This is a genomic window from Streptomyces adustus (genome assembly GCF_009377175.1).
Lineage (GTDB): Bacteria > Actinomycetota > Actinomycetes > Streptomycetales > Streptomycetaceae > Streptomyces > Streptomyces adustus.
Genome location: NZ_VJZD01000012.1, coordinates 1 through 20393 on the forward strand (window position 1 = coordinate 1; position 20393 = coordinate 20393).

Below are 20393 nucleotides of genomic sequence, written 5' to 3' on the forward strand. Positions count from 1 at the left end.
GCCGGGGCCGGGGGGCCGTCCATGGTGGGCGGCGGGCCGAACTCGCCCGTCGGGGCCACGGCAGTGCCGTAGGGCGTCCGCGGCGGCGGCTCCGAGACCACGCGCAGCCGGAAAGTGGGGGCCGGGTCGGCCGGCCCCGGCTGCGGGTGCGAGCGGGGCCCCGGTTGCGCCGGCTCCGACGGGTCCCCCTGCGGCGCGTGTTCAGGCAGCGCGCGCAGGAGGTGGGTCGGCGGCTCCGTCCGGACCGGCACGGCGTCCTCCGGCTGCCAGGCCGGGGCCACCGGAGCGACGGGAGCGACCGGGGCGGCCGCAGGCGCGGGCGCGGGGACGTCCTGCGGCGGGGTGATGCGGGCGGGCTCCCCGGCGAAGTGGCTGGCGCCGTCCAGATCCACTCGAAGGGGGACGACGTAACCGATGCGATCGTCCTGGACCATGGCGACCACCGGATGTCCGGTGGCGAGGGCGATGCGGTGGAGATGACTCAGCACGGCGTGCTGGACCTCCTCGCCGGGCGCCGGGAGGACCGGTACGCCGCCGATCGACGCACCGCCCAGGCCCGGTCCGGACGCCGGCACCCGGACGTCCAGCGGCGCCACCACGGGCGACGCGGGGTCCGCGGAGCGCGCGGAGCGCTTCTCTTCGCGCTTCTTGTCGCGGCTGAGTCGAGACATCGCTTCCCTCACTCGGATGCGTCGGGGAGTCGGCGGTCGGCGCGGGCCGGTGCCGTGGTTTCCGCAGCCTCCATGGTGCTCCTTCCCGACGCCGGGCCACCGCTCCCCCGGCGGCAGGATCCAGTCGTGCACATACTGTCGAGTCTCTCCGCCCACTTACGGTGCACGCGTCACCACGACGTCACAGACTCGTCCCAGGACGTCGCCCGCGGTGCCGGACGCGTGACGAGCGGAGTGATGAGGATCAAGGACGACGAGGGAGGAGCACGGGAATGCCGAACGGCGGTGCACGACAGGGGCCGGAAATCTGGATCCGGGGTCCGGTGAGCCCGCCGGAGGGGAACGTGCGGGACTCGCGGAGCGCGCGGTACCCGCAGGAGGGGTACGGGCCCGGACACGTCCACGGCACCCACCGGCACTTCTCCTGGGTGGCCACGCACGGCGGCGCGGGCACCTCCACGCTCGCCGCGGTCTACGGCGGCCGGGACTGCGGGCGCGACTGGCCCGGCCCGGACGATCCGCAGTCGGTCCTGCTGGTCGCCCGGACCCATGCGGCGGGGCTGGATGCCGTACTGCGCACCTTGGAGGTCTTCCGGCTCGGGGAGGCTCCCGTGGGACTCGACCTGGACTCCGTCGTGCTCGTCGCGGACGCGCCGGGCCGACTGCCGCGCCCCCTCGCCCAGCGGGTCGCACGGATCGAGTCGGCCGTCGACGTGCACCGGGTGCCCTGGGTGGCCGCCTGGCGCGTCGGCGACCTGGGCGGGGAGCCGCCGCGGGAGACCCGGACACTGATCCGACTGACGGAGTACAGTTGCACGTGCATGTAATGTAGACGCATGTAATGTAGAGGCGTTCATTGCGGGCGCATGCATCTGTCGTCAGCCGAGTCTCCTGGGGGAGCAATGGGCCGCCGTTTCCTGTTCGTACTGGGCAGCAGCCGCACCGAGGGCAACACCGAACTGCTGGCCCGCCGGGCCGCCGAGCAACTGCCCGCGGACGTGGAGCAGGAGTGGATCAGCCTTCTCGAACGGCCGCTGCCGGAGTTCGAGGACCGGCGGCACCCCGGCGGCCGCACCCGCCCCGACGCCGACGCCACCCCGGCCGACGCGGCGACCCATGACAACGTGGCGGCACTGCTGGACGCCACGCTCGCCGCGACGGACATCGTGATCGCCTCGCCGCTGTACTGGTACTCGGTGTCCGGCCCCACCAAGCGCTACCTGGACCACTGGACGGGCTGGCTGCGCACCCCCGGCGTCGACTTCCGGGCGACCCTGGCCGGACGCACCCTCTGGGGCGTCACCGCGCTCGCGGACCACGAGCCGGTCGTCGCCGACCCGCTGATCGGCACGCTCAACAACACGGCCGCGTACCTGAAGATGCGCTTCGGCGGGGTCCTGCTCGGCAACGGCAGCGACCGCGGCGACGTACTGAAGGACACGACGGCGCTGACGCGGGCGAAGACGTTCTTCGCGCGCGAGGCACCACTCGCCCGCTTCCCGTTCGAGGACGCCTGACCCGCACCCCTCAGGTGCTGATGTCCTTCGTCGTGAAGCGGGCCCACGCGGCGGTGCCGAACACCGCCGCGTACAACCCCTGGAGGCCGAGGTTGCGCACCAGGTCGTCCCAGTAGACCGGCTCCCGCAGCAGGTCGGCGAAGGACAGCCAGTAGTGCGAGAACAGATACGGCTGGATCGCGTGCAGCTGCGGGATCTGGTCGAGGATCTGGACGGTGATCAGCAGACCCACGGTGGTCGCCATGGCCGCGATACCGCTGCCGGTCAGGGTCGAGACGAACAGGCCGAGCGCCGCGACGCCGGTCAGTGAGGCGGCCACGACCAGGGCGATCAGCGCCGCCCGGCCCAGGCCCTCGGCGAACGTGATCCGGGTGCCGGAGATCGTCGTCAGGTCACCGAGCGGGAAGAGCAGGGCCCCGACCAGCATCGCCGAGGCGGCGACGACGAGCGTGGCCACCAGGCAGAAGGCGATCGTGGTCGCGTACTTGGTGAGCAGCAGACGGGTGCGGCCGGCGGGCGCCACCAGCAGGTAGCGCAGCGTCCCGGCGCCGGCCTCGCCCGCGATCGCGTCGCCCGCGACGACCCCGATCGCCATCGGCAGGAAGAACGGCAGCGTCGCGGCCAGCGCCGTGAACACCAGGAACAGCCCGTTGTTGGTGATCTGCGAGATGAACGCCGGCCCGCCGCCTCCGCGGCCGTCCGGGGACCCGTCGCCGGTCTCGATCCTGACCGCGATCCCGACCAGGACCGGCACGGCCGCCAGCACACCCAGCAGGGCGAGCGTGCGCCAGCGCCGGAAGGTGGTCACCAGTTCGCTGCGCAGCAGACCGAAGGTCCACAGGGGGCCGGGTCGACGGGGGACGTCCACCGCGCCGGCCGGGACGGCCGCCTCAACCCGCGACATCGAACCCCTCCCCCGTCAGGGCCACGAACGCGTCCTCCAGCGAGGCCCGTTCGACCCCGAAGCCGCGCACCCGGACCCCGGCGGTCACCAGTGCCGCGTTCACCTCGGCAAGGTCCCGCTCGGGTGGTTCGCCGGTCACCCGGTCCTCGGCCACGACGAGGTCGCCGACGCCCTGCTCCTTCAGCACCCGGGCCGCGTCGCCCGGGTCGGGCGTGGTCACCACCAGTCGGCCGCGGGCCCCCGCGGCCAGGTCGGAGACCGCTCCCTGGGTGACGAGCCGTCCCTGCGCCATCACCGCGGCATGGGTGCACACCTGCTCGATCTCGTCGAGCAGGTGCGAGGAGAGGAAGACGGTCGTGCCGTCGAAGGCCAGTTCCCGCACCAGGGTCCGGATCTCCCGCATGCCCTGCGGGTCGAGGCCGTTGGTCGGCTCGTCCAGGACGAGCAGCCGGCGCGGCTGGAGCAGCGCCGCCGCCAGACCGAGCCGCTGTTTCATGCCGAGGGAGTACGCCTTCGCCTTCTTGCCCGCCGCGGCCGACAGGCCCACCCGGTCCAGCGCCTGCGCGACGCGGGTACGCCGGGTGCGCGGGTCGGCCGTCGGGTCGGCGGCGTCGTACCTGGTCAGGTTGTCCCGGCCGGAGAGGAAGCCGTAGAGGGCCGGGCCCTCGATGAGCGCGCCGACCTGCGGCAGCACGGCGCGCGAGGCGCGGGGCATGGGCTGCCCCAGCACCCGCGCCGTGCCCGAGGTGGGCGCGATCAGGCCCATCAGCATGCGGATGGTGGTGGTCTTGCCGGAGCCGTTCGGGCCGAGGAAGCCGAAGACGCTGCCCGCCGGGACGGTCAGGTCGAGACCGTCCACGGCGAGCTGTCCGCCGCGGTAGCGCTTGGTCAGACCGCGGGTGGCGATGACCCCGGCACCGGCATGCGCACGCGCATCGGCACCGGCGTCGGCATCCGCGTCCGGCGGGGGCGGTTGCGTGGCGGACGGCTCGTCCATCAGCTCCCTCGTTTCGTCGTACCCACCTCAGTGGTCGGCGTCGGCCGCCTTGACCAGCGCGCCCTTGGTGACCGCGCCGACGTACACCTTGCCGTCGTCCGTGATCAGGGCGTTCACCAGGCGGGTGGAGAAGACCGTGCCCGAACCGAACTTGCCGGTGACCTTGTCGCCGAGCGAGCCGAGGAAGCCGCCGAGGTCGCCGGCCGCACCGGCGGCGCCGTCGGCGGAACCGGTGGGCAGGCCGCTCTTGCTGCCGGAGTCGAAGGCGGCGATGGAGGTCCAGCCCTCGCCGATGACCTTGGAGTCGCCGGCACCCTCCGAGCCCGCGAGGCCCGACAGGCCCGGGAAGCCTTCGAGGCCCTGCGCGCCCTTGGCGCCCTTGTCGCCCTTGTCGCCCTTCGCGCTGTCGTCGCGGGACTTCCCGCTCTCCCGGCCCTGCCCGTGGTCGTCGCCCTCGGTGACCTTGGCCCCCTTGGGCGGGGTGAAGTCGAAGGTCGACGCGGCGGGCTTGGCGAAGCTGATCCGGGTGAAGCCCGCGTCCACGACCGCCGCGCCGCCACCGGCCGGGGTCAGCGTGAACTTCAGCGGCAGCCCGGTCTTCGCGTCCACGGCCACGCTGATCGTGCCGACCGTGCTGCCGGACTGCTTGGGCTTGACGAGCAGCTTGTACGCGTCCCGCCCGGCGACCTGCATGGTGCCGTCGACGGTCACGGACGTGGTGGCGTCGACCGACTTCAGGGCCTCCTCGGTGAGGCCCTTGGGGGTGGCCGGGACCGGCTCCTCGCGGCGGTCGCCCTTGGCCGCGCTGTCGTCCGCGGTCGAGTGGTAGACCTCGTTGGACTTGCTGTCGTAGCCCCAGACGTCCTTGCCGTCATGGATGACGCTGTACTCGGCGGCGCTCTCCAGCAGCGAGAGCTTCTGCCGGTCCGGGCCGTCGGTCGCGACCCGCAGGGTGTGCGTGCCGGAGGCGAGTTCGGTCAGCTTGGCGGACGGGTCCGCGCTCGACCCGCCGCCGGCGGAGCCCGAGCCGCCCGTGGCGCCCGACAGCAGGCCGCTCTCCAGTCCGCCGAGGTCGGGGAGCCCCAGGTCCGTGGTGATCTTCACCGTGCCGGACAGCTGCTCCACGTCCGACTGGGCGATCCTGTCGATGAGTTGCTGCGCGGTGATCTTCGGAAGGTCGGGGTCCCCGGAGGAGGCGAGCGCCGGGACGAGCCCGATGGTCGCCGCGGCCACCCCCACCACCGCGACCGGAACGACGTACCGAGCGGCCGTACGACGCCCGGAGCGCAGGTCGTCGGCCTCCCCGGCGGTCGTACCGGTCACACCGGTCGTGCTGTCGTCGGATTCGTACGGTGCCATGTGTGCCCTACCTCCGTGGTCGGCGGCGGCTGTGCGTCTCGGCGCGTCCTCGCACTCGTGGTCCCACCCTGAGCCGCCATTCTCACCCGAATCGGTGAGGAGTGGTGTTTTCCGTTGTGTCCATCTCACCAAATCGGGGCTGTCGAAGCGTCAGACCGCGGGATCAACTCCGCGTACTGCTGGGGTATGACACGAAGAGGCGGTGCCGCGCCCGACCCGTAGGGGTCGCGCCCGACACCGCACTCCGAACAACAGGGGCCGACCCGGCAGGGCCTGCCCGGCAGTCCCTAGCCCGCCCGGTGCACCACCGCGTCGCACAGCTCCACCAGCGCCCGCTTCGCGTCGCACTCCCGCAGCGGCGCCAGCGCGGCGCGCGCGTCCTGCGCGTAGCGCACGGTGTCCTTGCGCGCCTGCTCCAGCGCGGGGTGCTCGCGCAGGGCCGCCAGCGCCTCCGTCAGCTTCGCGTCGTCGCTCAGGTCGGAGTCCAGCAGCTCGCACAGCGCGATGTCCTCCGCCAGCCCCAGCCGTGCGGCCCGCTCGCGCAGCCGCAGCACCGGAAGCGTGGGGATGCCCTCCCGCAGATCCGTGCCGGGGGTCTTGCCCGACTCGCGGGAGTCCGACGCGATGTCCAGCACGTCGTCGGCCAGCTGGAAGGCGACTCCCAGCCGCTCCCCGTACTGCGTCAGCACGTCCACGACCGTCTCGTCCGCCCCGGACATCATCGCCCCGAACCGGCACGACACCGCCACCAGCGATCCGGTCTTGCCACCCAGCACGTCCAGGTAGTGCTCGACCGGGTCCCGCCCGTCCTGCGGCCCCGCCGTCTCCAGGATCTGTCCGGTCACGAGCCGCTCGAACGCCTCCGCCTGCACCCGCACCGCCTCGGGCCCGAGGTCGGCCAGGATGTGCGACGCCCGCGCGAACAGGAAGTCACCGGTGAGGACCGCGACGGCGTTGCCCCAGCGGGTGTTCGCGCTGTCCACCCCGCGCCGCACCTCGGCCTCGTCCATGACGTCGTCGTGGTACAGCGTGGCGAGGTGGGTCAGTTCCACGACCACCGCCGACGGCACGATCCCCGGCGCGTACCGGTCCCCGAACTGCGCCGCGAGCATCACGAGCAGTGGCCGGAAACGCTTCCCGCCCGCCCGCACCAGATGCTGCGCGGCCTCCGTGATGAAGGGGACTTCACTCTTGGTGGCCTCGAGCAGGCCTTCCTCGACGGCCGCCAATCCGGCCTGGACATCGGCTTCCAGAGCCTGGTCCCGCACGCTCAGCCCGAACGGCCCGACGACGGTCACGAGGGGTCTCCTGTCTGCTGGTGTCCACTGGCGCTCACGCGGTTTGTCGATAGGTCGCTGCCACCACCTCAAGTCAGCGTATCCGGTCACGTTTCGATCACCGATAGCCCCCACGGTTACCGGCCAGGCGGTACCGGGTCACGCCCGAGATGTTTCCGATCAGACGACAAGGGTGACCTTCGGCCGCTTTCAACCGATATGGCGACCTCCATGGGCAGGTCGCACGACCCGCCCGGGCGCACCGCCGGGCACCTTCGCCCGGTCGACCGAAAGCACCCGACCGAGTTCCCGCCCGCGCCGCAACTCGACACCTCCGCGTCACCGCACGAGGCGACGGGGCCGCACGGATCCGGCCACCCCCCTCGCGACAGGCGACCGGCAGCAGCGCGGCGGCACTCCGCCAGATGTACCGGAAACGGACTCTAAGCACCTTTATGTCCGATTCGCTGGAATTAGTTATGAAATTCCCCTTGGGGGCAATTGTGGCCGACTCCGTAAACAGTGAATTGGCTCACGTGGCCCCATAAGTGGATGTACCCACCACTCACCCTCGCCACCCTTCCCCGGCAAGCGAGTTGACCCTTGGCAACCGCAAAGGATCAAGTGCCCCAAATGCCTCAGACCAAGGTCAAATGGGGCTAGGTGTGAACCAGTCCCTTGTTCCGGACATGTGCTCTCGCATACGTTCCCGGCGAGTCGGGCGGACGCCTAATCCTGCCGCCGCCCTTCACCACCACCGACGAACACACTCGTACGGCAGGAGCGGGGGAACCAGGTAAGCCGCCGGACCGGGCATCCCACCCGGAACGGCTAGGGGTTGAGCCGCGTCGCCACACGGCGGCGCGGACGGGCACCTCCCGGCCCGAACCCGACAGCTCACCTCGCAGGCACCGGAGAGGAATCACGCCATGCACGCTGCCGGTCAGAGCCGTCGCGCCCGTTTCGTCCGCACCCTCGCCGTCGCCGGTACCGGCGCCGCCGTGCTCGCCCTGCCGCTCCTCGGTGCCACCAGCGCCTCCGCGGCCACCACCACGCCGGTCACCACGGCCCCGAAGTACACCAACAACCTCGACGGCTGGATCCGGCAGTCGCTCTCGGTCATGGCCCAGCACCACATCCCGGGCAGCTACAACGCGATCCACCGCAACGTGATGCGGGAGTCCTCCGGCAACCCGCGCGCCATCAACCTCTGGGACTCCAACGCGGCCAAGGGCATACCGTCCAAGGGCCTGCTCCAGGTCATCGACCCGACCTTCGCCGCCTACCACGTCGGCGGCACGTCGTTCGACATCTACGACCCGGTCGCGAACATCACGGCCGCCTGCAACTACGCCGCCAAGCGCTACGGCTCGATCGACAACGTGTTCGGCGCCTACTGACCGGCCCCGCCCGGGACGGTCAGACCTCTCCGGGAAAGAGTCTTTCGAGGACGACGGCGATGCCGTCGTCCTCGTTCGACAAGGTGATCTCGTCGGCCACGGACTTGAGTTCGGGATGGGCGTTGGCCATCGCCACGCCGTGGGCGGCCCAGTCGAACATGGGGATGTCGTTGGGCATGTCACCGAAGGCGAGGGCGTGTTCGGCGCGCAGGCCGAGATGCTCGGCGGCCAGCGCCAGGCCGGTCGCCTTGGTGATGCCGCACGGCTGGAGCTCGACGGTCCCCGGCCCCGACATGGTGACCGTCGCCAGCGAGCCCACCACCGAACGGGCCGTCGCCGCCAACTCGTCGTCGGACAGGGCTGGATGGCGCAGCAGGACCTTGCTGATGGGTTCGCACCACAGATCGTCGCGCCGCCCGACCCGTAGCGCGGGCAGGGTCGGGTGCGGCATCAGATAGCCCGGCTCGATGAGCGTGAGGCCGTCGACCCCGTCCTGGTCGACGGCCGCGTACACCTGCCCCACCTCGGCCTCGATCTTGCCGAGGGCGGTCGCGGCCAGCTCCCGGTCGAGGGTGACCGACCACAGCAGCCGGTCCGCACCGGCGTCGTACAACTGCGCGCCCTGCCCGCACACCGCGAGCCCGGCGCAGCCGATGACGTCGAGCAGCGGCCGCACCCTCGGCGCCGGGCGGCCCGTCACCACGAGGTGCCGGGCGCCGGCCCGGGTCACCCGCGCGAGAGCGGCCAGGGTCCGGTCGGAGAGCGTGTCGTCGCCGCGCAGCAACGAGCCGTCCAGATCGGTGGCGACGAGTGAGAATACGAGGGGAGCGGCCATGATCAGAGAATACGGACCGCACGCCCCCGCGACTCACCCCCGTTTCGGCCCCAAGTGACGCCCGCGGGCTCCTCTTTCGCCTTCCTCAGCCGTGGGCCGCCGCCAGGTGCTGCGCCAGCCGCGGGGAGGCGAACTCGGTGCCGCACACGAACCGCATGACCGGGCCGTACGAGGCCGCCGCCGGCAGGCCGGTGAAGTACAGACCGGGCACGGACGACACATAGCCCGCGCCGAGCCTGGGAGTGCCTCGGCTGACCACGAGCTCGGCACGCAGCCGGTGGCCCAGGAAGTCCATCGCCGCCATGTCCACCCGGTAGCCGGTCGCCGCTATGACATGGTCGGCGGACAACTGCTGGGTGCCACCCGAGTACGGGGCGACGGTCAGCGTCGCCCGATCGTCCGCCGCGCCCGCCCCGATGACCCGGTCGACCTCGCTGACCTGCACCTTTCCCTCGAAGCGGTCGCGCAGCCACCAGGCGCCGAGCGGCCCGAGCACACGACGGACCAGGTAGTGGCGGGCCCGGGCCGGCAGGTGTCGGTAGGGGTGCGGGTAGTAGCTGAGCGCCCACAGCGACCAGGCGCGGCCGAAGGGGGACTCGGGGCGCAGCCTCGGCTGCTTCCACGGGGGTGCGCCGAAGGCCACCCGGCCCCGGCCGCGCGAGACCACGCGCACCTGCGCGCCCGCCTCCGCCGCGAGCGCCGCCGTCTCCAGCGCGGACTGGCCCGCGCCGACCACGAGGAGTTCCCTGCCGGAGAAGCGGCCGAGGTCGTGGTGCTGGGAGCTGTGGGAGACCGGGCCGGTGGGCGAGGGGCCGTCCGCCCCGGCGACGGTCAGCTCGGGGGGCAGATGGGAAAGTCCGGCCAGGCCCGTGGCCACGACGACCGCGCGGGCGGTGAACGACTCACCCGAGTCCAGCTTCAGTTCGAAGCCCGTGCCGCGGGGCTCGCCGGCCCTGCGGTCGACGGAGACCACCCGCACCCGCTCCAGCCGCGGCACCAGCTGCTGCTGGAACCACTCGCCGTAGGCGATGAAGGTCTCGGCGGGGATGATGTCCTCGTCCGTCACGAGCCGGCGTATGCCGGCCGCGTCGCAGTAGTCGCCGAGCGTGTGGCCGGCCTGCGGGGCGTCGATGCTGGAGGCCGCGGGCGTCGACTTCAGCAGCATGCCCGCGGGCATGTGGTCGCGCCAGCTGACCATGGGTTCGCCGAAGACACGGACGGGGACACCGCGCGCCCGCAGATGGGCGGCGGTCGACAGGCCGAAAGGTCCGGCACCGATGACTGCTACGGGTTGGCTCACGAAGTCCCTCCCCAGGACGTCAATTCGTCACTTCGTGGTGGTGCCGCCGCGGCGGTTGGCACGCCACAGCTGATACAGGTGCTTCGCGCCCGGCCGCACGAAGCGCGCGAGCATCGTGAAGAACGGCCGCAGGTCGTCACCCGCCAGCCAGGCCAGCTCCGTGCCGCTCGCCCGCGCCGGTGCGTGCGGCGTCGTGTAGCCGCTGCGGCGGTAGGCGAGCAGGGCGGGCAGGTCGATGTTCTCCACGAGATACCGGTGGCCGGCCCGCTGTTCCCCCTCCGGAACGGCACGCCCGGTCAGATCCAGATGCATGGCGCGCACGACGTCCACCCTCGACTCGCTCTCGAAGAGCCGGAACTGGGCACCCATGCGCGGGTTGAAGTCGAGGAGTTTGTACTGTCCGTCGCGCCGGTCGAAGCGCAGGTCGAGGTCGACGATTCCGGTGAAGCCGATCTGTTTGACGAATCGTGCGGCGAGGTCGGCGAGTTCCGGGTTGTCGACGACGTACGCGTTCGCCGTCATCCCCGCGTGCGGCGGCCAGGAGCGGACCTTCACCCCGGTGAACATCGCCAGCGGGGTCGCGTCCCGGTCGAAGTAGGCGTGCACGATCCAGTCCTCGGCCTCCTCCCTCGGCAGGTACTCCTGGAGGATCACCCCGGGGTCGCCGGGACGGCCGACCCAGTCGCGGGCGAGCGCGAGCAGGCCCTCACGGGTGGCGATCCTCGTCGTCCCGTTCACCGCCGGCCGCGCACGGCGCACGAACGCCTCACGGTTCTTGGCCACCACCGGGAAGCGGGCCTTCTCGGCGAAGGCGACGATGTCGTCGTAGGACTGCGGGAAGGCCGCCGACGGGCTCGGGACGCCGTGTTCCACGCACAGTTCGTGCAGGCCCTGCTTGCTGGCCAGCCGGCGCGGCAGCTCCGGCTCGACCCGCGGGAAGAGGAAGCTGTCGCCGAGCGCCTCCTGATGCTCGGCGATCAGGACCGCGGCCTCCTCGTCGGTGGGGACGAGCACGGCGGGACGGCCGATCCGGCGGCCGATCCGCAGCAGCCCCTCCACCAGGTGCTCCGGCTCCTCGGTGCCGCTGGTCGGCCAGACGAACGCCCGCTCCAGATAGCGGGAGGCCGCCGCGGGTGTGTAACGGTCCTCGGTTATCGCGTACATCGGGACGCCCAGGCGGCCCAGACTGCGGATCGCTCCGACCCCGCCGTGGTGCAGCGGATAGTCGCCGAACTTGACGATCAGGCCCGGCACGTCACCGTCGGCCTGTAAAGGCACGCTGTCGCCGCTCCTGGCCACGGGTCCCCCCACGTGTCCCCCTCCACGGACCGGACCCACCCCGTCCGTGTCCCGAAAAAGACGCTAAGCCGGAATTGACCGCTCCGACAACCCCAAAAGGGACATTGCAAACTCTTTAGACACTGCCCAAGACAGGCAACTCGGCCGTAACGTGTGGCGCGGCCACATGGAACGCATCGTGTGGCATGAACAGACGGAACGCACCGCACGCATCCGAGAGTGAGGCAGCACCCATGCCCCCCTTCGACGTCCCCGAGGGCGATCCCTTCGGGCCGCACAACCTGCCGTACGGCGTCTTCTCCCCCGCGGGTTCGGACTCCGCCGAACGCAGGGTCGGTGTCCGGCTCGGCGATCACGTCCTCGACGCGGGGGCCGCGGCCCGGGCGCTCGGCTCGCCGTACGCCTCCGTGCTCGCCCGGCCCACCCTCAACCCGCTGCTGGCGGCCGGCCGCACGGTGTGGTCCGACGTACGGCGCGCGCTGACCGGGTGGGTGACCGTACCGGCCCACCGGCAGGTCGTCGAGCCGTTCCTGCACCCCCTGTCGTCGGTGACCATGCACCTGCCGTTCGAGGTCGCCGACTACGTGGACTTCTACGCCTCGGAGAACCACGCCCGCAACGTCGGGCAGATCTTCCGCCCGGACGCGGCGGACTCCCTGACCCCGAACTGGAAGCACCTGCCGATCGGTTACCACGGACGGTCCGGCACGGTCGTGGTCTCGGGCACGGACGTCGTGCGGCCGTCGGGCCAGCGCAAGGCGCCCACGGACGAGGCACCCGTCTTCGGCCCGTCGGTCCGGCTGGACATCGAGGCCGAGGTCGGCTTCGTGGTGGGGACGCCCTCGGAGCTGGGCCGGCCGGTGGCGCTCGGCGACTTCCAGGAGCACGTCTTCGGCCTGTGCCTGCTGAACGACTGGTCCGCACGCGACATCCAGGCCTGGGAGTACGTCCCGCTCGGCCCGTTCCTCGGCAAGTCCTTCGCCACCTCGGTGTCGGCGTGGATCACGCCGCTGGACGCGCTGGACGACGCGCGGGTGGCACCGCCGGCCCGCACCCACGCCCTGCTGCCCTACCTGGACGACTCGGGCGAGGAGCCCGGCGGCTACGACCTGCGCATCTCCGTCGCGATCAACGGCCATGTCGTGTCCGAGCCGCCGTTCTCCGGCATGTACTGGACCGCCGCCCAGCAGCTCGCCCACATGACCGTGAACGGCGCCTCGCTGCGCACGGGTGACCTGTACGGGTCGGGCACGGTCAGCGGTCCCACCGAACGCGAGCGCGGCTCCCTGCTGGAGCTGACCTGGAACGGCCGCGACCCCCTCGAACTCCCCGACGGAAAGCGGGCGTTCCTGGAGGACGGCGACGTGGTGACCATGACCGCCTGGGCACCGGGTCCGAACGGGCTGCGGGTGGGCCTCGGAGAGGTGACGGGACGCGTGGTGCCGCGCGACTGACCGGCACGGGCACGCGCTGTCCGGGCCGGGGGAGGTACGGCCGACGCCGAATCCGCCCCCGGCCCGGACCCCGGCTCCGGACTCCGACCCCGGAGTCCGACCCGGACTCGGCGGACGAAGGACCTCCTTCCTGCGCCCGGCGCCCGCATACTGGCGGTGGACGCACGACGCGCCGGACGACGCGCGTGCACGACCGCCCTGACATCCACCCCCTCCGATCAGGATCCGGAGCCCGTGGCATGACCGTCTGCCTGCTCCTGTTGAGCGCCGTCGCCCTGGCCGCCGCCGTACCGATCCCCCGTGCGCTGACCCGCGCGGTATGGCCGGAGCGCGAACCCGTGGTCGCGCTGTGGGTGTGGCAGTGCCTGGTCGCCACCGTGCTGCTGTGCTGTCTGACGGCTCTCGTACTGAGTGCCGCCGCCGTCTTCCACACCGTCCGTGTCCAGGTCTTCGCCCCCGCGCCGCCGTCCGTGACCGAGGCGTACGACCTGTCCGGCGCGCCCCCCTGGGCGACCGCCCTCACCCTGCTGCTGGCCTGCGGGGCCGCCTGGACCACGGCGATGCTGGCCCGCGAACTGGTCGAGGCCCGGCGCAGCCGCGGCCTGGCCCGCGCCCAGCTGCGCGAGCGCGCCCCCGATCTGCCGCCCGGCCTGCCCGGCGCCCGGGGGCCGCTGCTGGTGCTGGAGGACGAGTACCCCGACGCCTGGTGGCTGCCCGGTCACCCGCCCCAGCTCGTCGTCACCACGGGAGCCCTGCACCGGCTCACCGCGCACCAGCTCGACGCAGTCCTCACCCACGAGCGCGACCACGCCCGCGCCCACCACGACTGGCTGCTGCATCTGTCCACGGCCCTGGCGACCGGCTTCCCGCGGGTCCCCCTGTTCGCCCACTTCTGCGAGCAGACCCACCGGCTGGTGGAGCTCGCCGCCGACGACACGGCCTCCCGCCGCTGCGGCCATCTGACCACCGCGCTGGCCCTCATCGAACTGAACCAGCACCGCGGGGTGCTCTCCTGCGCCTCCAGTCACCGTCTCCTGGGCGAGCGGGTCGACCGTCTCCTCGCACCGCCGCCGCGCCTGGGCCGCAGGGACCGGGCCCTGACGACGACGGTGGCCGCGCTGGTCCCGCTCCTCCCGCTGCTGATCACCTTCGCCCCGGCGCTGACGACACTGAGCTGACGACACTGAGCTGACGACGCTGGGCCGACCGCACGGAGCCGGCGGCACGAGGCCGGCGGCACGAAGCCAGCGGCGCCCGGCGCACCCGCCCCCTCGGGCCGCTGGGGGCGCTGGGGCTACATCCAGTCGTCGGGCTCCGGTTCGGCGTCCATCTCGGGCCAGTGGTCGGCGCCCGGATCTGCATCGGCCCGGTCCGCGTCGCCCGCCGGGGCCGACTCCGCCTTCGGCGTCCCGTCCTGGGCGGCCAGGACCGCGATCACACCCTCCCCGTACGTCGCCAGCTTCTTCTCGCCGACCCCGCCGACCCCGCCGAGCTGTGCGACGGACGTGGGCCACACGGTGACGATCTCCCGGAGCGTGGCGTCGTGGAAGATGACGTACGCCGGAACTCCCTGCTCACGGGCCTGCTCCGCACGCCAGGCGCGCAGTGCCTCGAAGGCGGGCAGCAGCTCCTCGGGCAGCTCGGCCGCGGCGGCCTTGGGCTTGCGTTCCCCCCGGCCGGAGGAGCCGGTCCGCGCGGCCGCGGGCTTCTTCGGTTCCTTGCGCAGCGCCACCTCACGCTCGCGCCGCAGCACCGCACCGCTGTCCTCGGTCAGCACCAGCGTGCCGTAGTCCCCCTCGACCGCGAGCAGTCCCTGCGCCAGCAGCTGCCGCACGACTCCACGCCACTCGCCCTCGGCCAGATCCTCGCCGATGCCGAACACGGACAGCTGGTCGTGGTCGAACTGGATCACCTTGGCGGTGCGCCGGCCCATCAGGATGTCGACGATCTGCACCGCGCCGAACTTCTGCCCGCGCTCGCGCTGCAACCGCACCACCGTAGACAGCAGCTTCTGGGCCGCGACCGTGCCGTCCCAGGTCTCGGGCGGGGTCAGGCAGGTGTCGCAGTTGCCGCAGCCCGCCGGGTCCGGTTCCTGCCCGAAGTAGGCGAGGAGCTGTCCGCGGCGGCAGCGGGCGGTCTCGCACAGCGCCAGCATCGAGTCCAGGTGCGCGGCGGCCCGGCGGCGGAACGCCTCGTCGCCCTCGCCGGACTGGATCAGCTTGCGCTGCTGGACGACGTCGTTGAGCCCGTACGCCATCCAGGCCGTCGAGGGCTGTCCGTCGCGCCCGGCGCGGCCCGTCTCCTGGTAGTAGCCCTCGACCGACTTGGGCAGGTCGAGGTGGGCGACGAACCGCACGTCGGGCTTGTCGATGCCCATGCCGAAGGCGATGGTCGCCACCACGACCAGCCCGTCCTCCCGCAGGAACCGCGACTGGTGGGCCGCGCGCGTGCCCGCGTCCAGGCCTGCGTGGTAGGGCACCGCCTCGACGCCGTTGCGGGTCAGGAACTCCGCCGTCTTCTCGACCGAGTTGCGCGAGAGGCAGTACACGATGCCCGCGTCGCCCGCGTGCTCCTCGCGCAGGAAGCCCAGCAGCTGCTTCTTGGGATCGGCCTTGGGCACGATCCGGTACTGGATGTTCGGCCGGTCGAAGCTCGCCTCGAAGTGCCGGGCCGTCGGCATGTTCAGCCGCTGGGTGATCTCCTGGTGGGTCGCACGGGTGGCCGTGGCCGTGAGGGCGATCCGCGGGACGTCCGGCCAGCGCTCGCCGAGCAGGGACAGGGCGAGATAGTCGGGACGGAAGTCGTGTCCCCACTGGGACACGCAGTGCGCCTCGTCGATCGCGAAGAGCGCGATCTTGCCGCGGGAGAGCAGGTCCAGGGTGGAGTCCAGGCGCAGCCGCTCCGGCGCCAGGTACAGCATGTCGAGCTCACCGGCGAGGAACTCGGCCTCGACCGTCCGCCGCTCGTCGAAGCCCTGCGTGGAGTTCATGAAGCCCGCGCGCACACCCAGCGCCCGCAGGGCGTCCACCTGGTCCTGCATCAGCGCGATGAGCGGGGAGACGACGATGCCCGTACCGGGTCTGACCAGGGACGGGATCTGGTAGCACAGCGACTTGCCGCCGCCGGTCGGCATCAGCACCACGGCGTCTCCGCCGGCCACCACGTGCTCGACGATCGCTTCCTGCTCGCCGCGGAAGGCTCCGTACCCGAATACCCGGTGCAGCGTGGCCAGTGCCTCGCTGTCCGTCACGTCTGGCATCTCCGTGATCCCGCCTGTCCCGCCCATCTCCGTGCCCCCGTACGTCGTCCCTCGACCACTGCCTCCACGATAGGGGTCCGCACCGACAGCCTCGGAGTTATCCACAGACCGGCACCGTCGGTGGCCGTCAAGGACACGATCACCGTTCACACGTTCGCGGCAGACCCGCCCGATTTCCGCCGATAGTCTGAAAGCACCGGCGAGACTCCGTCCCATGGGAGCACTGATGAGCGTCGCACCGAAGGCGTCCGCGTCCAGCTGGCCGATCCCGCCCGAGGGCGGCTGGACCGCCGACGACCTGGACCGGCTTCCGGATCTTCCCCCGCACACGGAACTGATCGACGGGAGCCTGGTCTTCGTGAGTCCGCAGACCCTTTTCCACTCACGCGCTGTGAGTTTCTTCGAATGGCAGCTCCAGTCGCTGGCGCCCGCGGAATTCGAGGTCGTCCGGGAGTTCACCATCGACATCGACCGGCAGAACCGCCCCGAACCTGACGTGATCGTCGTACGGGCGGACGTGGTGGACGATCCGGAGCAGACGCGCTACCCGGCCGACGCGGTCACCCTGGCCATCGAGGTCGTCTCCGCCGAATCCGTCTCCCGCGACCGCGAGACCAAGCCCCTGAAGTACGCGCGTGCGGGCATCGCGCACTACTGGCGGGTGGAGAACGAGAAGGGCCGGGCCGCGGTGCATGCCTTCGAGCTGGAGCCGACCACCGGCGCGTACACCAGTGTGGGCATCTTCCGTGAGCGGATGAAGGTCGGCATGCCCTTCCCCATGGACCTCGACCTCACCGGCATCAAGTCACGGCGCGGCGGCGAGTAGCCCACGACGCACGGCGGCCCGGCACCCTCCGCGGGTGCCGGGCCGCCGTCGTGCCGGCGCGGATCGTGTCAGCGCACGAACACCCCCGCCTGGCTGGCCAGGTCCAGGAAGTACTGCGGCGCCACACCGAGCACCAGGGTCACCGCGACGCCGACCGCGATGGCGGTCATCGTCAGCGGCGACGGCACCGCGACCGTCGGGCCCTCCGGCTTCGGCTCGCTGAAGAACATCAGCACGATCACCCGGATGTAGAAGAACGCCGCGATCGCCGACGAGATCACACCGACCACGACCAGCGGGGCCGCCCCGCCCTCCGCCGCCGCGCGGAACACGGCGAACTTCCCGGCGAAGCCGGAGGTGAGCGGGATGCCCGCGAAGGCCAGCAGGAACACCGCGAACACGGCCGCCACCAGCGGCGACCTACGGCCGAGCCCCGCCCACTTGGACAGGTGCGTCGCCTCGCCTCCGGCGTCTCGGACGAGGGTGACGACCGCGAACGCGCCGATCGTCACGAACGAGTACGCGCCCAGGTAGAAGAGCACCGAGGACACGCCGTCCGGCGTGGTCGCGATGACACCGGCGAGGATGAATCCGGCGTGCGCGATCGACGAGTACGCCAGCAGCCGCTTGATGTCGGTCTGGGTGATCGCGACGATCGCGCCGCCCAGCATCGTGATGATCGCGACGCCCCACATGACCGGCCGCCAGTCCCAGCGCAGGCCGGGCAGGACGACGTACAGCAGTCGCAGCAGCGCGCCGAAGGCCGCGACCTTGGTCGCCGCCGCCATGAACCCGGTCACCGGTGTCGGCGCGCCCTGGTACACGTCCGGCGTCCACATGTGGAACGGCACCGCGCCCACCTTGAACAGCAGGCCCATGGCGAGCAGCGCGACGCCGACGAGCAGCAGCGCGTCGTTGCCCATGGTGCCGGCGAGCGCCGGGTCGACGCTGGTGACCCGGCCGTCGACGACCTGCGCGATGGTGGCGTACGACATCGACCCGGCGTACCCGTACAGCAGGGCGATGCCGAAGAGCGTGAACGCGGAGGCGAAGGCGCCGAGCAGGAAGTACTTGACGGCGGCCTCCTGCGACATGAGCCGCTTGCGGCGGGCCAGCGCGCAGAGCAGGTACAGCGGCAGCGAGAAGACCTCCAGGGCCACGAACAGCGTCAGCAGGTCGTTGGCCGAGGGGAAGACCAGCATGCCGGAGACGGCGAAGAGCAGCAGCGGGAAGACCTCGGTGGTGGTGAACCCGGCCTTCACGGCCGCCTTCTCGCTGTCGCTGCCGGGCACGGACGCGGCCTGTGCCGCGAACGAGTCGACCCGGTTGCCGTGCGCCTGCGGGTCGAGGCGGCGCTCGGCGAAGGTGAACAGGCCGACCAGGGCGGTCAGCAGGATCGTGCCCTGGAGGAACAGGGACGGTCCGTCGACCGCGATGGCGCCCATCGCGGCGATGTGCGCCTTCGTCGTGCCGTAGCCGCCGGCCGCGAGGGCGATCACCGCGGCGAACGCCGCGACGAGCGCCACCGCCGACACGAACAGCTGTGCGTAGTAGCGGGACTTGCGGGGCACGAACGCCTCGACCAGCACCCCGATGATCGCGGCGCCCACCACGATCAGGGTGGGCGAGAGCTGCCCGTATTCGATCTTCGGCGTTTCGATCTTCGAGATCGGGCCGGCCGCGGTTGCCGCGGTTGTCCACAGGCTGTGGACGGCTGTTGCGCTCACTTGGCCGCCTCCACCTCGGGCTGGGGGTCCTTCTTCTGGACGTCGGACAGGGTCTGCTTGACCGCCGGGTTGACGATGTCCGTGACGGGCTTCGGGTAGACACCCAGGAAGATCAGCAGGACGATCAGCGGCGCGACGACCAGCAGTTCGCGGGCCCTGAGGTCCGGCATCGCCTCGACCTCCGCCTTCACCGGGCCCGTCATCGTCCGCTGGTAGAGGACGAGGGTGTAGAGCGCGGCGAGGACGATGCCGAAGGTGGCGATGATGCCGATCACCGGATAGCGCGCGAACGTGCCGACCAGCACCAGGAACTCGCTGACGAAGGGCGCCAGACCCGGCAGGGAGAGGGTCGCCAGGCCGCCGATCAGGAAGGTGCCCGCGAGGACCGGGGCCACCTTCTGCACGCCGCCGTAGTCGGCGATGAGCCGGGAGCCGCGCCGGGAGATCAGGAAGCCCGCGACCAGCATCAGCGCGGCCGTCGAGATCCCGTGGTTGACCATGTAGAGCGTGGCGCCGGACTGGCCCTGACTGGTCATCGCGAAGATGCCCAGGATGATGAACCCGAAGTGCGAGATCGACGCGTACGCCACCAGGCGCTTGATGTCGCGCTGTCCGACGGCGAGCAGCGCCCCGTAGATGATGCTGATCAGCGCCAGTACGAGGATCGCGGGCGTCGCCCACTTCGAGGCCTCCGGGAAGAGCTGGAGGCAGTAGCGGAGCATCGCGAAGGTGCCCACCTTGTCGACCACCGCGGTGATGAGGACGGCGACCGGAGTGGTGGCCTCCCCCATCGCGTTGGGCAGCCAGGTGTGCAGCGGCCACAGCGGGGCCTTCACCGCGAAGGCGAAGAAGAAGCCCAGGAACAGCCAGCGTTCGGTGCTGGTCGCCATGTGCAGCGAGCCGTTCGCCCGCGCCTGCACGATCTCCTGGAGGCTGAAGTTGCCGGCCACCACATAGAGGCCGATCACCGCGGCCAGCATGATCAGACCGCCGACCAGGTTGTAGAGGAGGAACTTCACCGCCGCGTACGAGCGTTGCGTGGACGCGGCCGCCTCCCCGTGCTCGTGGGCACGGTCCCCGAAGCCGCCGATGAGGAAGTACATCGGGATCAGCATGGCTTCGAAGAAGACGTAGAAGAGGAAGACGTCGGTGGCCTCGAAGGAGAGGATCACCATCGCCTCGACGGCCAGGATCAGGGCGAAGAAGCCCTGCGTCGGCCGCCAGCGGCGGCTTCCGGTCTCCAGTGGGTCGGCGTCGTGCCAGCCCGCGAGGACGATGAACGGGATCAGCAGGGCGGTCAGCGCGATCAGCGCCACCCCGATGCCGTCCACGCCCAGCTCGTACCTGACCCCGAACTCCTTGATCCAGGCGTGGGACTCGGTGAGCTGGTACCGGTCGCCGCCCGGGTCGAAACGGACCAGGACGACGATCGCCAGAGCGAGGGTGGCGAGCGAGACGAGCAGCGCCAGCGCCTTGGCGGCGTTGCGCCGGGCGGCCGGCACGGCGGCCGTGGCGATCGCCCCGACGGCCGGGAGCGCCGCCGTCGCTGTCAGCAGAGGAAAGGACAT

The 20393-nt window shown here is 71.5% G+C and carries 16 protein-coding genes and 1 pseudogene; 6 read left to right on the forward strand and 11 right to left on the reverse strand.

The window, feature by feature from the left end; genetic code table 11:
* Positions 1–671 (reverse strand): annotated as a pseudogene (locus FNH09_RS04875) (tetratricopeptide repeat protein); the annotation flags it as partial.
* A gap of 344 nt (positions 672–1015) precedes the next feature.
* Here FNH09_RS04875 and FNH09_RS04880 point away from each other — a divergent pair.
* Positions 1016–1498: a DUF6668 family protein gene (locus FNH09_RS04880; protein ID WP_420802738.1), complete on the forward strand. Its 483-nt coding sequence runs from the start codon at positions 1016–1018 to the stop codon at positions 1496–1498.
* Between the two features lie 75 nt (positions 1499–1573).
* Positions 1574–2188, forward strand: coding sequence for a flavodoxin family protein (locus FNH09_RS04885; protein WP_152885492.1), 615 nt, complete (start codon positions 1574–1576; stop codon positions 2186–2188).
* Between the two features lie 10 nt (positions 2189–2198).
* On the opposite strand, the gene FNH09_RS04890 is transcribed toward FNH09_RS04885, so the two are convergent.
* The 4 genes from FNH09_RS04890 to FNH09_RS04905 form a co-directional block, all read right to left on the reverse strand.
* Positions 2199–3092 (reverse strand): ABC transporter permease, encoded by an 894-nt coding sequence (locus FNH09_RS04890; RefSeq protein ID WP_152885493.1) that lies wholly within the window; start codon positions 3090–3092, stop codon positions 2199–2201.
* Positions 3079–4089 carry an ABC transporter ATP-binding protein gene (locus tag FNH09_RS04895; protein ID WP_152885494.1) on the reverse strand — a complete coding sequence of 337 codons (1011 nt, stop codon included), beginning with the start codon at positions 4087–4089 and terminating at the stop codon, positions 3079–3081. The genes FNH09_RS04890 and FNH09_RS04895 overlap by 14 nt, the downstream gene beginning before the upstream one ends.
* 27 nt (positions 4090–4116) lie before the next feature.
* Positions 4117–5448 (reverse strand): LolA family protein, encoded by a 1332-nt coding sequence (locus FNH09_RS04900; protein WP_152885495.1) that lies wholly within the window; start codon positions 5446–5448, stop codon positions 4117–4119.
* Positions 5449–5735: 287 nt separating this feature from the next.
* Positions 5736–6746, reverse strand: coding sequence for a polyprenyl synthetase family protein (locus tag FNH09_RS04905; protein WP_162468124.1), 1011 nt, complete (start codon positions 6744–6746; stop codon positions 5736–5738).
* A 908-nt stretch (positions 6747–7654) separates the two neighbouring features.
* Here FNH09_RS04905 and FNH09_RS04910 point away from each other — a divergent pair.
* Positions 7655–8125 carry a transglycosylase SLT domain-containing protein gene (locus FNH09_RS04910; protein WP_152885496.1) on the forward strand — a complete coding sequence of 157 codons (471 nt, stop codon included), beginning with the start codon at positions 7655–7657 and terminating at the stop codon, positions 8123–8125.
* A gap of 19 nt (positions 8126–8144) precedes the next feature.
* Here FNH09_RS04910 and FNH09_RS04915 read toward each other — a convergent pair whose 3' ends face one another.
* From FNH09_RS04915 to FNH09_RS04925, 3 genes are all read right to left on the reverse strand, one after another.
* Positions 8145–8960: an HAD family hydrolase gene (locus FNH09_RS04915; protein WP_152885497.1), complete on the reverse strand. Its 816-nt coding sequence runs from the start codon at positions 8958–8960 to the stop codon at positions 8145–8147.
* Between the two features lie 85 nt (positions 8961–9045).
* On the reverse strand, positions 9046–10260 hold the full coding sequence (locus FNH09_RS04920) for an FAD-dependent oxidoreductase (RefSeq protein ID WP_162468125.1): 1215 nt from the start codon (positions 10258–10260) through the stop codon (positions 9046–9048).
* A gap of 27 nt (positions 10261–10287) precedes the next feature.
* Positions 10288–11538, reverse strand: a complete 1251-nt coding sequence (locus FNH09_RS04925) for an ATP-grasp domain-containing protein (RefSeq protein ID WP_162468126.1) — start codon at positions 11536–11538, stop codon at positions 10288–10290.
* 254 nt (positions 11539–11792) lie between these two features.
* Here FNH09_RS04925 and fahA point away from each other — a divergent pair, with 254 nt between their 5' ends.
* The gene (gene fahA, locus FNH09_RS04930) at positions 11793–13013 is read left to right on the forward strand and encodes a fumarylacetoacetase (protein WP_152885499.1); all 1221 of its coding nucleotides are present in this window, start codon (positions 11793–11795) and stop codon (positions 13011–13013) included.
* A 239-nt stretch (positions 13014–13252) separates the two neighbouring features.
* Positions 13253–14191: a M56 family metallopeptidase gene (locus FNH09_RS04935; RefSeq protein WP_152885500.1), complete on the forward strand. Its 939-nt coding sequence runs from the start codon at positions 13253–13255 to the stop codon at positions 14189–14191.
* 116 nt (positions 14192–14307) lie between these two features.
* Here FNH09_RS04935 and recQ read toward each other — a convergent pair whose 3' ends face one another.
* The gene (recQ, locus tag FNH09_RS04940) at positions 14308–16299 is read right to left on the reverse strand and encodes a DNA helicase RecQ (protein WP_152885501.1); all 1992 of its coding nucleotides are present in this window, start codon (positions 16297–16299) and stop codon (positions 14308–14310) included.
* A 199-nt stretch (positions 16300–16498) separates the two neighbouring features.
* Here recQ and FNH09_RS04945 point away from each other — a divergent pair, with 199 nt between their 5' ends.
* On the forward strand, positions 16499–17098 hold the full coding sequence (locus FNH09_RS04945) for a Uma2 family endonuclease (protein WP_152885502.1): 600 nt from the start codon (positions 16499–16501) through the stop codon (positions 17096–17098).
* A gap of 68 nt (positions 17099–17166) precedes the next feature.
* Here FNH09_RS04945 and nuoN read toward each other — a convergent pair whose 3' ends face one another.
* Positions 17167–18825: an NADH-quinone oxidoreductase subunit NuoN gene (nuoN, locus tag FNH09_RS04950; RefSeq protein ID WP_162468127.1), complete on the reverse strand. Its 1659-nt coding sequence runs from the start codon at positions 18823–18825 to the stop codon at positions 17167–17169.
* Positions 18822–20393, reverse strand: coding sequence for an NADH-quinone oxidoreductase subunit M (locus FNH09_RS04955; RefSeq protein WP_152885503.1), 1572 nt, complete (start codon positions 20391–20393; stop codon positions 18822–18824). Before FNH09_RS04955 ends, nuoN begins: the two co-directional genes overlap by 4 nt.

Coding starts and splice junctions, on each gene's coding strand:
- FNH09_RS04885 (WP_152885492.1), top strand. CDS start 1,574: ATGGGCCGCCGTTTCCTGTTCGTACTGGGCAGCAGCCGCACCGAGGGC.
- FNH09_RS04890 (WP_152885493.1), bottom strand. CDS start 3,092: ATGTCGCGGGTTGAGGCGGCCGTCCCGGCCGGCGCGGTGGACGTCCCC.
- FNH09_RS04895 (WP_152885494.1), bottom strand. CDS start 4,089: ATGGACGAGCCGTCCGCCACGCAACCGCCCCCGCCGGACGCGGATGCC.
- FNH09_RS04900 (WP_152885495.1), bottom strand. CDS start 5,448: ATGGCACCGTACGAATCCGACGACAGCACGACCGGTGTGACCGGTACG.
- FNH09_RS04910 (WP_152885496.1), top strand. CDS start 7,655: ATGCACGCTGCCGGTCAGAGCCGTCGCGCCCGTTTCGTCCGCACCCTC.
- FNH09_RS04915 (WP_152885497.1), bottom strand. CDS start 8,960: ATGGCCGCTCCCCTCGTATTCTCACTCGTCGCCACCGATCTGGACGGC.
- fahA (WP_152885499.1), top strand. CDS start 11,793: ATGCCCCCCTTCGACGTCCCCGAGGGCGATCCCTTCGGGCCGCACAAC.
- FNH09_RS04935 (WP_152885500.1), top strand. CDS start 13,253: ATGACCGTCTGCCTGCTCCTGTTGAGCGCCGTCGCCCTGGCCGCCGCC.
- recQ (WP_152885501.1), bottom strand. CDS start 16,299: ATGGGCGGGACAGGCGGGATCACGGAGATGCCAGACGTGACGGACAGC.
- FNH09_RS04945 (WP_152885502.1), top strand. CDS start 16,499: ATGAGCGTCGCACCGAAGGCGTCCGCGTCCAGCTGGCCGATCCCGCCC.
- FNH09_RS04955 (WP_152885503.1), bottom strand. CDS start 20,393: ATGTCCTTTCCTCTGCTGACAGCGACGGCGGCGCTCCCGGCCGTCGGG.